This window comes from Winogradskyella sp. PC D3.3 (assembly GCF_054366245.1).
Genome location: NZ_CM135962.1, coordinates 728,415 through 742,734 on the forward strand (window position 1 = coordinate 728,415; position 14,320 = coordinate 742,734).

General features: G+C 29.5%; 13 protein-coding genes. 1 reads left to right on the forward strand and 12 read right to left on the reverse strand.

The features are described from left to right. Positions 1–17 precede the first annotated feature (17 nt). Positions 18–1,166 carry a glycosyltransferase family 4 protein gene (locus tag ACXGSQ_RS03195; protein WP_458628197.1) on the forward strand — a complete coding sequence of 383 codons (1,149 nt, stop codon included), beginning with the start codon at positions 18–20 and terminating at the stop codon, positions 1,164–1,166. Here ACXGSQ_RS03195 and ACXGSQ_RS03200 read toward each other — a convergent pair. From ACXGSQ_RS03200 to wecC, 12 genes are all read right to left on the reverse strand, one after another. Continuing rightward, positions 1,163–2,518, reverse strand: coding sequence for an exopolysaccharide biosynthesis polyprenyl glycosylphosphotransferase (locus tag ACXGSQ_RS03200; protein ID WP_458628198.1), 1,356 nt, complete (start codon positions 2,516–2,518; stop codon positions 1,163–1,165). The two genes, ACXGSQ_RS03195 and ACXGSQ_RS03200, sit on opposite strands and share 4 nt — an antisense overlap. Before the next feature lie 100 nt (positions 2,519–2,618). Further along, positions 2,619–3,356 (reverse strand): WecB/TagA/CpsF family glycosyltransferase, encoded by a 738-nt coding sequence (locus ACXGSQ_RS03205; RefSeq protein WP_458628199.1) that lies wholly within the window; start codon positions 3,354–3,356, stop codon positions 2,619–2,621. Continuing rightward, positions 3,349–4,503, reverse strand: a complete 1,155-nt coding sequence (locus ACXGSQ_RS03210) for a glycoside hydrolase family protein (protein WP_458628200.1) — start codon at positions 4,501–4,503, stop codon at positions 3,349–3,351. The genes ACXGSQ_RS03205 and ACXGSQ_RS03210 overlap by 8 nt, the downstream gene beginning before the upstream one ends. A gap of 188 nt (positions 4,504–4,691) precedes the next feature. Continuing rightward, positions 4,692–6,038 carry an acyl-CoA synthetase family protein gene (locus ACXGSQ_RS03215; RefSeq protein ID WP_458628201.1) on the reverse strand — a complete coding sequence of 449 codons (1,347 nt, stop codon included), beginning with the start codon at positions 6,036–6,038 and terminating at the stop codon, positions 4,692–4,694. After that, positions 6,035–7,234: an O-antigen ligase family protein gene (locus ACXGSQ_RS03220; RefSeq protein WP_458628202.1), complete on the reverse strand. Its 1,200-nt coding sequence runs from the start codon at positions 7,232–7,234 to the stop codon at positions 6,035–6,037. The genes ACXGSQ_RS03215 and ACXGSQ_RS03220 overlap by 4 nt, the downstream gene beginning before the upstream one ends. Further along, a complete protein-coding gene (locus ACXGSQ_RS03225) occupies positions 7,231–7,686 on the reverse strand; it encodes an SGNH/GDSL hydrolase family protein (RefSeq protein WP_458628203.1) in 456 nt (151 codons plus the stop codon). Before ACXGSQ_RS03225 ends, ACXGSQ_RS03220 begins: the two co-directional genes overlap by 4 nt. A 447-nt stretch (positions 7,687–8,133) precedes the next feature. After that, positions 8,134–8,574, reverse strand: a complete 441-nt coding sequence (locus tag ACXGSQ_RS03230) for a serine O-acetyltransferase (protein WP_458628204.1) — start codon at positions 8,572–8,574, stop codon at positions 8,134–8,136. A 3-nt stretch (positions 8,575–8,577) separates the two neighbouring features. Further along, on the reverse strand, positions 8,578–9,612 hold the full coding sequence (locus ACXGSQ_RS03235; RefSeq protein WP_458628205.1) for a CapA family protein: 1,035 nt from the start codon (positions 9,610–9,612) through the stop codon (positions 8,578–8,580). Next, positions 9,609–10,709 carry a glycosyltransferase family 4 protein gene (locus tag ACXGSQ_RS03240; RefSeq protein ID WP_458628206.1) on the reverse strand — a complete coding sequence of 367 codons (1,101 nt, stop codon included), beginning with the start codon at positions 10,707–10,709 and terminating at the stop codon, positions 9,609–9,611. Before ACXGSQ_RS03240 ends, ACXGSQ_RS03235 begins: the two co-directional genes overlap by 4 nt. Before the next feature lie 256 nt (positions 10,710–10,965). Then, complete coding sequence (locus ACXGSQ_RS03245) at positions 10,966–11,934, reverse strand: hypothetical protein (RefSeq protein WP_458628207.1); 969 nt, start codon at positions 11,932–11,934, stop codon at positions 10,966–10,968. A gap of 11 nt (positions 11,935–11,945) precedes the next feature. Continuing rightward, complete coding sequence (locus ACXGSQ_RS03250) at positions 11,946–13,103, reverse strand: MATE family efflux transporter (protein ID WP_458628208.1); 1,158 nt, start codon at positions 13,101–13,103, stop codon at positions 11,946–11,948. Between the two features lie 5 nt (positions 13,104–13,108). After that, positions 13,109–14,320, reverse strand: coding sequence for a UDP-N-acetyl-D-mannosamine dehydrogenase (gene wecC / locus ACXGSQ_RS03255; RefSeq protein WP_458628209.1), 1,212 nt, complete (start codon positions 14,318–14,320; stop codon positions 13,109–13,111).

The window sequence follows — 14,320 nt, forward strand, 5'->3', positions numbered from 1 at the left end:
TTCTAGTGAAAAAACTAATGATTATAACCAGTTATTTTCCACCAGAAATCGGTGCGGCTTCTAATCGCATTTATCATTTGGCGGAGGGCTTAAAAACCGATTATGATATTAGTGTTGTTACTCCACTACCCAACTACCCTACTGGGAAGATTTTTGCAGCTTATAAGGGGAAATTTAGTTTAAAGACTGAAGAAAATGGCATTAAAATTCACAGATTATGGATTTATGCTTCCGTTTCTAAAAATAAATTTTTGCGTTTAATAGCCATGCTATCTTACAGTTTTAGTTTGATTTGTTTTTTTATATGGCATAAGATTCCGGATAAAGTTATAGTACAATCTCCTCCGCTTTTAGTATCCTTTACCTGTATGTTTTTCTTGAGATCTCGAAAACGCAAACTCATACTCAATGTTAGTGATTTATGGCCAAGTGCCGGATTAGAATTAGGAGCTTTAAAAGAAGGTTTTGCATATAGGCTTCTAAAAAAACTTGAAGCCTTTAACTACAAAAAAGCAGACCTCATCTTAGGACAAAGCAATGAAATACTAACCCATATTAAAACTATAACCACAAAGCCAAAGCTATTTCTATACCGAAACTTTCCTGAAATTAATTATCCTAAACTCAAGGAAGGCCCATCATCTAAAGGCAAAATAAAACTGGTTTACGCGGGTCTTTTAGGCGTCGCCCAAGGCATTTATAAGCTCTGTAATGAGATTAATTATGAGACTATAGAGTTTCATATTTATGGTTCTGGTGCAGAAGAAACGGCAATCAAAAACCTCATTGAGTCTAAAAAAGACTTACCGCTTTTTTTTCATGGTAGAGTAGATAGAGATGAATTGCATAATGTTCTTTTAGGATATGATATAACTATAATTCCCTTATTAAATAGAATTTATGGATCTGTACCATCTAAGATTTTTGAATACGCTAAACTAGGTTTACCAATGTTATATTTTGGAGGAGGCGAAGGAGAAGACATTATTGCGAATAATAAGCTTGGCTGGATTGCAAATGAAGGCGATTACAGCCATTTAAATAAAATATTAGCCTCTATCACCTCTGAAGACCTCAACGACGCGCTAAGCGTATCTATTCAAAACACAGCACGACTTCAATTTGATTTCAAAAAACAGCTAACAGCCCTTAGGAAAGTCATTTAATAGGCTTTATCCTCTCCTTTAATTGCATTAATAAAAGTTTGGATAATAATCTTTAAATCTAGTAATAGCGACCAATTTTCTATATAAAAGATATCGTATTTCACTCGACCTATAATATCCTTATCCGTTTCCACTTCTCCTCTAAACCCACTGGTTTGCGCTAAACCAGTAATGCCAGGTTTTACAAAGTGTCTTACCATAAATTTGTCTATTTTTTTTGCATACATATTTGTATGACTTACCATATGAGGCCTAGGGCCAACAACTGACATATCTCCAAAAAGAACATTGAAAAATTGTGGCAATTCATCAATACTTGTTTTTCTAATAAATCTTCCGACTTTAGTAACGCGCTGATCCCCTCTAGTGACTTGGTATAGATGTGCATCTTTATTTGGCATCATTGACCTAAACTTATAACAATCAAACTCTTTAAAATTAAAACCGTTTCTAGATTGTTTAAAAAATACAGGCCCTTTAGATTCAAGTTTTATTAAAATAGCGATTATAGGTGTTAACCACGATAACACAAATATAATGACCAAACTAGAAAACAAAATATCAAAACCTCGTTTAATAAAGGTATTTACAGAATCCTCTAATGGAATATTTCTTAAAGTTAAAATTGGGATATAGTCATAATACTCATAACGTAATTTTTTAGCATAGATTTCCTTACTATCTGGAATAAACTTTAAGATTTTAAGATTATTATCAGCAAAATCAACAATATCTGCAATGTCTGAATTACTTAATTCTGAAATCGAACAGTAAATCTCATCAACACCTTCATTTAAAATGTATTTAAAGCACTCTTCTAAAGAATGCTCTTTCTCTTTAAAATTAAATGTTTTTTTGTGTAAATAACCATATTCAGGGCTCTTATTAAAAAAATTTTCTAAGGCTATTGTTTTCTTATTGAGGCCTAAAATAACTGTTGACCTATAATTACCACCAAAGGATGTTCTATACTTCTGCAACAAATAATAAATAGCAAACTTAAAAATGGTTATTAGCAGAAAACACAATATGGCGTATTTAACAATTGGTCGCGGATATATATCTAACTCATGATATAAGCCTGAAAACGCAAAAACTAAGAGTAGAAACAAAATGAATTGCTTCACTATAAGCGATAAAATATTAATTGGTCTTGTATATCTGTAGACTTCATAAAACTGTGAATAAACAGATAATAAAATCCAACAAACCGAAATTATTGTAGAAAATATAATTGGGTCTTTTCCTTTGAGTAAATAAAATACTCCTATTCCATTAATGATGGCTAAATCAATAATATATGAAATAGGTCTTAAGTATCCTGAATATCTTCCTTGTTTAAATAAACTCAATTTCTAAATTTTAATATAAAAATATAAAAGTAAGTTGAATTACCTAATGGCAAGTAACTATATTCATTATTTTCCGTAATGACTCACTGCTTGGTTAAATTTATTTAGTGAATTTTTCTTTCATGACTAAATAGATAAACTTTGAATTCCCAATTAAATACCGTTTCCACATGCGTTTTGGTTCTTGAGCAAATCTATAAAACCATTCTAAACCATACTTTTGCATCCAAATTGGAGCGCGTTTTACTTTTCCAGCCACGACATCAAAACTACCTCCTACACCCATAATGAAATTCACATTTTTAAGTAAGGCCTTATTATCGTATAAAAAATTTTCTTTAGTAGGAGAACTAATAGCAACAAATAACATATTTGCACCACTATTAGCTATTTCTCTTGCAATGTCTTGCTCTTCTTCTTTTTTAAAATAACCATTTCTGTAACCGGCAATAATATCTGGTGAGTAAGTTTTAGCATATTTATTGACAACTGTTTTAACCACCTCTTCTTTCGCCCCGAAAAAAAAGACTTTATATTTTTTTTTATGTGCTAATTCAACTAAGTTGACCATAAGATCAATACCTGCCACACGCTCTTTTAGAGGCTTACCAAGCATTTTTGAAGCCCATACAACAGCTTGCCCATCGGCATTAATTAAGTCACTCTCATTTACGCTTTGTCGCAATTGCAGATCCGTTTGCATAGCAACTATTTTTCCTGCGTTAACAACGACATGGTGAATTTGTTTATTAGTATCAATAGCTCCCTTTACAAGATGTAAAGTTTCATCCATTGAGAGGTTGTCTATTTCGGTATTTAAAAATTTACGTCTATTCATCTTCCAAATTATAAAAACTTAAAGCATAAAACATCCAACCTTGAGCCCAGCGCATATATGGAATTTTAGAAGATACTGATTTTCTCTTTTGATACATAAAATAGCCTTTTTGTGTTTGCATATTACTAATCGTCCAATTTAAAACACGATCAACAAGTACTTTATTTTCTTTTATATTTCTATTCTTATAAAGCGTTACAATAAGTTGCGCTGGTGCATGCACATCAATAGGATAGGTTTGGTTGTTATAATATTTTGACATGCCTTCTTCTGTAAAGAACGTGTTCAAATAATAATTCATGCCTTTATCTATATTAGCGCCAAATGTGTTATCACCTGATACATCTTGATAGATTTTTAAGCACTCTAAATTATAGCCTGTATGAAAGCTATCAATCCACTGATGAAAAGGCAATGTTCCATAAGCCCATGATCCATCTTTATTTTGTTTTTTACAGACATATGAGGCTACCGATTTTGCTGCAACTAATAAGCTATCATCCTTAGTATATTTAAAAACTAAACTTAAAAGCTTAGCACCCAGTAAACCTGCATTATAAACTTGAGTATTATCTATTGGTGAGTAAGAAAATGTAAAATTACCATCATCATCATAAGATCTATTTAAATCGTTTAATACAAATTGGGATGCATTAATAGCAACATCTAAATAGTCATTATTCTTGGTAATCTCATAAGCTTCGATTAATGCATCAGCTATAAACGTAGTTGCAACTACTGTTGGTGTATACTTAGGCTGAAAAAAGGCCCTAGCTTGCCAATCAAAATTATAACCCCAACACGATCCTGAATAGCCCTTAGTTTGAAGTTTAATTATCTTTTCTGCTAAAAAATTAATCTTTTCTAAATTAGTATCATTAGGGTCTTTCTTATATAGATTACAATAGCCCATAAGAAAAAGCCCTAACCCTTTTGGATTATAGTCTTTTTTTATCCCAAATATGGGTCTTAAGTTTATTGGATTTCGTTTAAACAATTGAATCCATGCCAATCTAAAAAAACGCGATTTTCCAAGTGGTGTTTTTTGAATCACCCAACTATTTAATCCATCATAAGGATCCCAACCTTTAAATGTCTCATTCTCACAATATTTTCTAAGGCTTTCAAAACTAGTTCTTGTACTCAAAATTTTAATAAATCAATTGGCTGCAAAAATATTAAATATTCCCCTTCAAATAGCATGTGTTCATTATAAATAAACAAAGACTATGATTCGGTATTGGAATAAGTTTTATTTCCTGTGATAAAACATTTATAAGTATTAATAATCTTTAAAATGGGGTAGTTTTACAAAACTAAACGTACCATCAAACATTACTTATTGATTTCCGATTTTAAGATTAAAAACTTTCCGTTAGGATTTATAATCAACTTTTTAACTATCACAATTTCAATCTTAGTTGAAACGTGTAATCTACTTTGAAAATGCGCTATAAGTTTCTTTTTTATAGCATCGTTATAGCTACCGTTCGGAATTATTAGAACTTCTAATTCGCCTTTTCTTCTCTGATAATACTGAAGTCCTTCAATATATGTATATAACTCATTGTGAAGATTTAAGGCTGTTGGAGAAACAAAAGTATCATCTTTATTATATATTTTCATTTCCTGCCATCTCCCTTCTATAGTATCTAAAAGACATGCACCATTAACGTTATATTGACTATAAGAAGAATAGTCTCCTGTTTTATAACGTATTAAGGGCTGCCCATAGTTATCTAAAGTCGTGGTAACTATTTCTCCAATTTTACCAACTTCTCTAATAACCTTATTATTTTTATCTATCAGTTCTAAATAACCATAATCATTTAACACTTTATATTTACCATCTCCCTTAAAATCTACAGCTAAGCCTAATTTTTCACTATGACCATAAACCGAAATAACAGGTAGTTTAAGTTTGTCCTTTAATAATGCCTTTTGGTGAGGTAAAAATATTTCTGAGCTTAAAAAAACGCCTTTAATGAAGCTTAAATCCCATTTTTTTTTATCCGCAATAACAGCAAAATGATATGCCGAAGATGGATAGCATTGTAAATAATTAATCTTGTATTGTATTAATGTGTTGTAAATAATTTCAAAATATTCTTCTGTATTTCGAAATCCATCAAATACTAACTCTCTAGTAAAGGGGTTTATTTTATAGTTTATATTGTCATCTAATTTATTATTTCTAATAACACCTCTTAGTTGGTTTTTATATCCTTTTGTAGCCCATATTTTGTGGAAAAAGGCGTATTCCTTTTTAAATCTATCTTTTTTTAGATAAAATCTGCTGGGTTTACCAGATGTACCACCTGTAGTTACTATTTCGTATTCTTTAGTATCAAATTTTTTAGATAATAAATCTTGATTATCTTGGAATAAGTTATCTCTTGTTAAAAAGTCTATTTTATTTTCAAAATCGGCTCTACTATTAATTTTTAATTTGTGATATTTCTTAACGTAAAAGGGTACGTTGTTAAATGCGTAATTAACAATATTATATAGTTTATTTTCATTGATTTTGGAATCAAAATTAATTTGATTGTAAAAACGCCTATAGGTTTTACCAAATAAGATTCTATTTCCTGGAAGGATTTTATATAATAAAAAAGCAAACAACGGATACTTATCCAGCTGAGAGTTAATTTTTTTTATAAATTTTATAATTGAATTCATTTGTATTCACTTTTTAATCTATTATTACTACAAGCACAAATAAAACTAATCAATAAACTAAATAGTATAATTCCCCTTTGCCTCACCAGCACAGATTCTGTAAGCATAAAAATTACAAATGCAGATACAATTATAATAGACAGTGTATTTTTAGATTTTATGGCATAAAACATAGTATATGCTAAAGTTGCTATTAAAAAAACAAATCCCAATATTCCATAATAAATGGTATGTTCTAAATATTGATTATGAGCGTTATATTTATATCTAAAGCCCGATTCAAAACCTACGAGGTCGTATTCGTTAATCAACAATTCTGATCCTTTTTCTCTTCCGCTACCAACCCATAAGTTTCCTTTTTGAATAGATTGAACTACTGCTTTCCAATGAACCCATCTGGTACTTAAACTAGGTGCGTTAAAATCTGCACTAGAGTTTAACGAATTTCTTTTTTGAAAATTTGGTGATAGCATGAGTCCAACTACCGCAATCACGACTATTGATATCGCTATTATTTTTTTACTAATTGAAAATTTTGGAAACAATTCAAAGCATAAAAATAGTATTGCGGATACTAAAAGAACCAATAAACTAATTCTAGCACTTACGATATACAAGGATGTTATTAGAAGAAGGATACACAAGTAGTTTATCCACTTTTTATTAACCTTGTCAATAAAAACATCTTTAACAAAATAGAATATAGCAATTACGATAAAAAGTGCCATATACGTGGTATGCATATCTAACATTTTAGAAAAATCCGTGTAGTAAAAATAGGAGCCTAAGTCAAATATTTTAAATAACAATGCTTTTATTAAACCGATACTTAAGCTTAAAACAACACCAAAACTAAAAACCTTTATTACATAATCAAACAGCTTCTTTTCTTTAAATGAAGTTAGAATGATTGTAGGTAAAATTAAAAAAGGTAGGTTTTTTGTTATAAGTTTAAAGTCGAAATTATCTATGAAAAAAGAGTTTATTAAACCTAACCAAAATGGGGAAGAAATAAGTATAATTGGAATACTATTTCTTTTAAATTTATCGAACCAACACGACCAATCATTGTAAAAAACCCAGGATACAACAAACACAATTAAGCTTAAAGAGTTTAAGCTATATTTTGGTAATGGCACAGTAATTACGAATAAAAACAAAGACCAATAAAAAAACGGTGCAATTTTTTTTTTCATTTAAGCGCACTAATTAAGTTTAATGTAAGAATATCTTGACCTACAGGATTTAAGTGTATTCCATCTGCCATAAATATATTAGTATTATGAGGTGCTAATTTTTCCAAATCAATAATCTCTACATTATCATTTTTTTCAAATTCTTTATAAACTGTCTTAATATTTTGATACGACTTTTCAAAATTAGGTGCTTTGTAATGTGGAGGCGAAACTAAAATAAGTTTCGATTTATGTTGTAATAATTTATTTACTATTGCTCTTAAATTCTTCTTTGTTTGCGGCACTTTTTCCTCATGTGCACCTACAAATAATATGTAAGTTTCAGATTGTGGTACCTGATCAATTTCATTTAATAATCTTTCACTATTATTTAAGAGCTCTACTGAGTGGTTAAAGCCAAAGACATCGGAGTTATTTCCAACAAAATTTATGTTTTCTAACTTTTGACTCATATCTCTTCGTAGATATTTTAAATCTAACCATATCAATTGCGAATCTCCAATCATACACACAGTATGATTCCCTTTTTGTTCAATTCTAAATTGACAATTGAAAAATTAAAGATATTTGTTTGCTGATTTGGCTTAGCATTTATCCAATACACCCCTTTAAATTCTATAGTATCAGATTCCTTTGATATACTAACACACCTAAAATAATAGCTATCGTTTATTGCGTATGAACTATATGGACTTAAGTCTTCAACCGCTATAGTATTATTATTGATAAGTCTTAAATAATCATAAGAAATGGAATCTAACTTCACATTTGTAAAACTTTCTATTGTTTTGACTTCACTCCAATTATAATTTAATTGAAAAAACTTATTCTTCGCCTTATTTTGAAAATCTATCGTTAGATAAATTAAAATGGATAGAATTGTCAAAAAAACAACGTTATTAGATGGAAGGTTCTTCACTTTGATATTTAATTATTTTTGCAGGAATACCTGCAACTATAGCATTATCTGGAACATTACTGATCACAACAGCATTTGCGCCAATAGTAACATTACTACCAATTGTTATTGGCCCTAAAACCTTTGCGCCTGTAGCAATATATACGTTATTTCCTATCTTAGGTACTTCGTAGTGTTTAGACTTTCCGCCAATAGTTACATTGGTACCAATTGTGCAGTTACGGCCAATAGAAACTCTTTTATGTATAACAACCCCTATTCCACCATATCCAAAGCGTGTTCCTTTATTTATTACACACTGATATGGAATACTAGAATTATAGAGTAAAAAACATAGAAGTTTAATTAATTTGGGCAGTATTGGAATATGCCATTTGTATAACTGATGACTAAGTTTATATAAAAAATAAGCGTTTAGCATTAATTAAGAGTATGGATTATATAGTTTTAATTTAATTAATAAAGTTCTTATAAATTGTGTAATCAAAATATAGTTATACTTTAACGGAAAAGCAAAATTGCTATAAGAATCAAAAATAGGGTAATACTTAGAAGCTTTTTTGTTTTTTATATAAAATTGTAAATATTGCTTATTTGAAAATCCTTTAAAAGGATTCTTTTCGAGCATCTTATCAATATTTAACTCCTTATCATAGCTAACTTTATTTTCCTTTTGATTCATTTTAACCCTATGAACTCTTATATTTTCTTTATTTTCATATTGAATTATATAGCCGAGATTAGTTAGTGAGTTATTATAATTTAACTTTTTTCCTAAATAAACGGTTTCAGGTATCGCAAAATTTCCTATTGAATAAAAAATGTATTTGTCCTTATATTTTTCTACATCTTGAACAATGTGAGGGTGGTGAGCAATAACAATATCTACTCCAAAATCAATAAATTTCTTAAACAAGTCTCTATCTGCAGGCACAGGATATGGGCTTAATTCTAAGCCGCAATGCGCTACTAATATTATTGTTGTGTTAGGGTTTGCTTCTCTATATTTTTTTACGTTTTCAAGGCTATCCTTATCAATAGAATTCACCCCTTTATTAGTAACTGGGAGTGTAAGTTTATTATTAAAGGCAAATACACAGTAGTTCTGGTTATCATCTGTGCTTTTATATTCTAAGTAAGGTTTTTTATGTGTTCCGAAATAAGGTAAATTATGATTATCAAGAATACTAATAGTAGCATTTAATCCGTTCTTAAAATCATTGATATGGTTGTTTGCTAAAATTAATGAAACATTATAGTCTTTAAAACCCTCTAGCGCATTACTATTTGAATACAAATTGTATTTATGAGGGTTTACTGGTTTGCGGTCGTTATCATTGAGAATAGGCCCCTCTAAATTCAATATTAATTCATCATGTTCGTTTATTAAGTTTTTGAGAAAAGGGAATTCAATATTTCCGTTTGGATTAACAAAATCACCTAAAAAAAACAAACTCATAAATTTCGATTTATATAATTAAAGAAGTTATTTGACACCACACCATTAGAATAGTTATGAATAATTCTATTTTTGGCCTTTTCAGATAAACTTAGCCATTGTTTATTCTCTATAACTTGTTTAATTGCATTAGCATAATCATGTTCTGATGCCTCCTTAGAAAGAACAATACCACAATTGTCCACAATCGTTTTATTAAAACCGTTGTTAGACACAACAGGGACAAGTCCATATGCCATAGCTTCGGTTAATGCGTTAGATTGGCCTTCACCTGGGTGCAATGATGGAAATATAAAAAAATGTGATTGTTCTAATAATTTATTTATTTCGTTTTTACTCTTTGGTGGCAGAATAATTAAATTATCAGTAGCATAGCGCTCTACATCGTGTTTTAAATCTAAACTATCAAAACCACCTATTACTATTAGCTTTATATTAAAATGTTCTTGTAATAACTCATATGCTTTAAGAATTGTATAAATTCCTTTCGTTTTAGTTATTCTTCCAAAATAAATGATCTGAATTGTTTCGGTACCTAGAAAAGTTCGCTTAATTGGTAGTATTTGATCATCTTTAACATAATTAGGGTAGTATAAAATATCTTTTTTTTGACCTAAATTTTCGATAATAAAATTTTTATAAATTAATCCCTCTACAGCAATATGCTTTGATAAAGAGAGAAGGTTTCTAATAAAAAATCTATAAACCTTTGTGTTTTTATTATAATAATCTATAAACGAGCCTGCTCTGATATCTGTTAAAATATCTTTGTTAGAAATTTTGAAAACCAACACAAAAAAAAACTCGATATAAATAAAATACTTATAAAGAGGAGTAATATGCACTAATGTAGCCTTTGAAGAATTAAAAAGAGAATAGTACACACATTTAAAAAAATATACGACCCATTTTAAAAGATATAAAACAATTTGAAACGGATTCTTGGTATATAAAATTGGGTAGGGAATAGCTAATACGTCGATATTCTGTTTTGCATATTCTTCAATATTTCTCTTATTTGCTGTAGCGTAACCTCCTACGAGTTCTCTCTTGTTATTTGGTATTATCCCTAAATAAATAACCTTTCTATACTTCATTCTAATAAGGTTTTTTGCTTGTTATACAATATTGGATAGACAAATAATATGGTCATTGTTAGCATTACTAAGTTATTTAATGAAAAGGAAAATAAACTATCAAAAAACAACATTCCATAAACAATACATAACATCTTGAATTTATTATATTTCATCCTCCTGTACATCAAAGGGGTTAAGAGAACAGCAAGATAGGATAATCCGCCTAATATTCCCATTTCTACAAACAAGTGAGGATAGTATGTATCCGTTGTCGCTAGAAGTTTGGTGTCATACCAATTAAAATTAATTTCATCATAATACGGTGATTTATATTTTGTTGAGGCTGGCCCACCAAAAACCCCAATACCTTTTCCAAATAAATTAAAATCTGTAAACTCGCTAAACATAGCTCTATAAGATTCCGATTTGCAGAATTGCCTTCGGTAACATAAAGTCGTAATCTTATTTCAATAGATTTTTCTATAGAATTACGTATTTCACTACCTACAAGAAAATAAAGACATATCACCAAAGGAGGTAATATTAATAAATACTTCAGCTTTTTATAATACTTAATAGCCAACGTTACTAAAAAAAAGCCAATAGTTTTAAAGGACGTACTAATAAACACACCTAAAGAAAAGATTACTAAACATAGTTTTCTATACCTACCAAAATAATAGTAATATGTAAGCCAAAAAGCCATGAAATTCAAAATTCCAAATGCGCCAAAAAAGATTACCAATCCTGTAGCCCTAAGTACACCAAATGCTTTGGCTGGCCAATAAATTGTTTTATTCTGACTTTCAATAAAATAGCTTATATAGAACCATTGCTGTTGTGGATCAATATAGTAGTAGTAATAATTTTTTAATTGTACTATAAAGTTCAGGAAAGCAAATACAATAATAAAACCAACAAAAAGGTTAAGTTTATGTTTATTGTAATACCCATATAAAAGCACCGCTATTGGGAAAAAATATCTAATTCCATCTTCTAATGCAGCTTTATAATTATAGGATTTAGTAAAAGCAATTATAAAGAAAAAAATAAAAACCAATAGTGTTAAAAGCAATTTGCTTGGTATTCTTATTTTTAGCCAAACAGGACAAATTAAAATTAAACAGGTAAATACCTTTATTGGTGATGATAAAAACGGATAAATATAAGAGACTATTTCACCTACAAAGACCATAATAATAGGAAAAAGTATAGTCAAATTATGTAAATCTTTTAATTTCATCTAATTATAAATCAAATCTTGTTATTTATTCTCACCAATAATATAAACCTAATAATTAAACTCATCAGGCTTGAAAGAGCTATTCCTATCAAGCCAAATTTATTATATAACAAATAACTTAATATAACATTGACTATTAAGGCAGAGAGGTTAATTGTTAAGTTTTGTGAAAATAATTTCCTTATTAAGACCACTGCTCCATAGGAGACTGAAATAGCTTGGATAAATTTAGCCCCTATAATTATTAAAAACACATATAATACAGAGCTATAACTTTGAAAGTAAAAATGTGTTAAGAAAAGAAAGACCATAACCAAAACTAAAGTCATACCAGCAACTAAATACAAAATTTTCTTTCTGAGCACTTTAAAATAACTTATTTGCTTTTTTAGCTTTTCAATATCCACCTGAACCAAGGTTAAAGGTATAATTATTAATGCATTAGCAATATTTAATGAAAAACTATAATTCGCAATTTCAATATCTGCATTATTAGAAAGTATTTTTATTATTAATATATCGGTATACAAAAACATCATATTAGCAAAATTACTCACAACAATTGTTAATGAACTAATAATAAGACGCTTAAATATAAACCAATACCTTTTTAAAGTGCGTAAAATGATGTTATGCTTATAAACGTAAAAGATTGTATAGAATAATAACACAGGTAATAACAAGTAGCTTACATATACAAATGCTAAATCTGGTTCTTTAGAGTATAAAATAGTTATTAGTACAATTGTATAAAATAATAATGAAATTACAGCCTTATAAATTGATGCATAGTTACTTCCCTTGTACGTTAATATAAATGGAGCTACAATTCCATTATTAAAAAAAATAGAGTGAAAATATATTGGTATTAATAGAAATAAGTAATTAAAAATATTAAAAAAAGGCGCTACTATTACAGATAAAGCAGTAATAAACATTAGAGCTATAAATGTAAAGTAAACCTTACTTTCATTACTTTTAGGATAACTTAATATTAATGTAGGTAACCCAAATGTTAGAATAGCCGCACCAAGTTCAATTATTTTTTTATAGAACTCTAAACTCCCATAATTCTCCTTTGTAAGATATAATGGAGCAATTAGAAGTATTAAATACTCTAAGCCCCTACTAAATAATATGGAACTACCATAAAAAAAATATTTTTTCAAAATACTTATTTTCTAACCCCACAAAAATCTAACACCACCTTATCTGAGGATATCTTTAAGGTTTTAAACTCATCATGAGCTACTAAAAAAGCAATAATATCGGCTTGCTCTACGGCTTCTAGATACGGTGTAATTTTAAACACCTTATGGTCAACGATATTGGGTTCTACGATGTAATATGCTTCGTTATTGGCATTTTGTAACACTTTCTGTGCAATGTACTTCGCTGGCGATTCTCTTAAATCATCAATATTAGGTTTAAAAGCAAGTCCCATTAAAGCAATACCAGGTTTACGCCCATGTTTTAATTCAAACTCTAATTTAGCCGTTTGTACTTTTTCTGCACACCAAAATGATTTATAGTTATTTATCTCCCTAGCTTTTCCTATAATCTTAGATTCCATAGGATAATCCGAAACAATAAAGTACGGATCAACGGCAATACAATGTCCACCTACACCGCAACCAGGTTGCAAAATATTTACACGTGGGTGCTTATTGGCTAATTCTATTAATTCCCAAACATTAATACCCGCCTTGTCACAAATTAAGGACAGCTCATTAGCAAAGGCAATCTGCACGTCTCTAGAAGAGTTCTCAACCAACTTACACATCTCCGCAGTACGCGCATTAGTTTTGTGCAACTCACCTTTTATAAATTGCTGATAAAAGGCTACCGCTTTTTCTGTCGCTTTTTCATTAACACCACCAATAACGCGATCGTTATATACTAATTCATACATTACATTCCCTGGTAATACGCGCTCAGGACAATAAGCAATATTAATTTTATCTACCAGCTCTGGACGTTCAGTATAAATCAATTTCATCATCTTTTCAGTTGTCCCAATAGGAGAAGTCGATTCTATAATATATAAATCATTTTCTTTTAGCAATGGCAGTACTGCTCTTGTTGCGGCTTCTACAAAAGAAATATCAGGCTCATTTTTAGCCTTAAAAGGTGTAGGCACAACAATTAAATACGTATTTGCTTCTACAGGTGTTGTTGCAGCTTTTAAATAGCCTTCTTTTACCGCTTCTGCAACTGCTGTATCTAATTCGGGTTCTACAATATGTATTTTTCCTTTATTAATTGTTTCTACAACCGCAGGATTTATATCTACACCGTGTACATATGTTTTATTTTGAGCGATTAAGGCTGCTGTTGGTAAGCCTATATACCCCAAACCAATCATTACAACTTCAGGTTTATTCAT

What these genes read in the sequence shown, in the direction of transcription:
- ACXGSQ_RS03205 (WP_458628199.1), bottom strand. Translation starts at nt 3,356, where the DNA reads ATGAATAGACGTAAATTTTTAAATACCGAAATAGACAACCTCTCAATG.
- ACXGSQ_RS03230 (WP_458628204.1), bottom strand. Translation starts at nt 8,574, where the DNA reads ATGCTAAACGCTTATTTTTTATATAAACTTAGTCATCAGTTATACAAA.
- ACXGSQ_RS03220 (WP_458628202.1), bottom strand. Translation starts at nt 7,234, where the DNA reads ATGAAAAAAAAAATTGCACCGTTTTTTTATTGGTCTTTGTTTTTATTC.
- ACXGSQ_RS03225 (WP_458628203.1), bottom strand. Translation starts at nt 7,686, where the DNA reads ATGAGTCAAAAGTTAGAAAACATAAATTTTGTTGGAAATAACTCCGAT.
- ACXGSQ_RS03240 (WP_458628206.1), bottom strand. Translation starts at nt 10,709, where the DNA reads ATGAAGTATAGAAAGGTTATTTATTTAGGGATAATACCAAATAACAAG.
- ACXGSQ_RS03235 (WP_458628205.1), bottom strand. Translation starts at nt 9,612, where the DNA reads ATGAGTTTGTTTTTTTTAGGTGATTTTGTTAATCCAAACGGAAATATT.
- ACXGSQ_RS03195 (WP_458628197.1), top strand. Translation starts at nt 18, where the DNA reads ATGATTATAACCAGTTATTTTCCACCAGAAATCGGTGCGGCTTCTAAT.
- ACXGSQ_RS03245 (WP_458628207.1), bottom strand. Translation starts at nt 11,934, where the DNA reads ATGAAATTAAAAGATTTACATAATTTGACTATACTTTTTCCTATTATT.
- ACXGSQ_RS03215 (WP_458628201.1), bottom strand. Translation starts at nt 6,038, where the DNA reads ATGAATTCAATTATAAAATTTATAAAAAAAATTAACTCTCAGCTGGAT.
- wecC (WP_458628209.1), bottom strand. Translation starts at nt 14,320, where the DNA reads ATGAATAAACCTGAAGTTGTAATGATTGGTTTGGGGTATATAGGCTTA.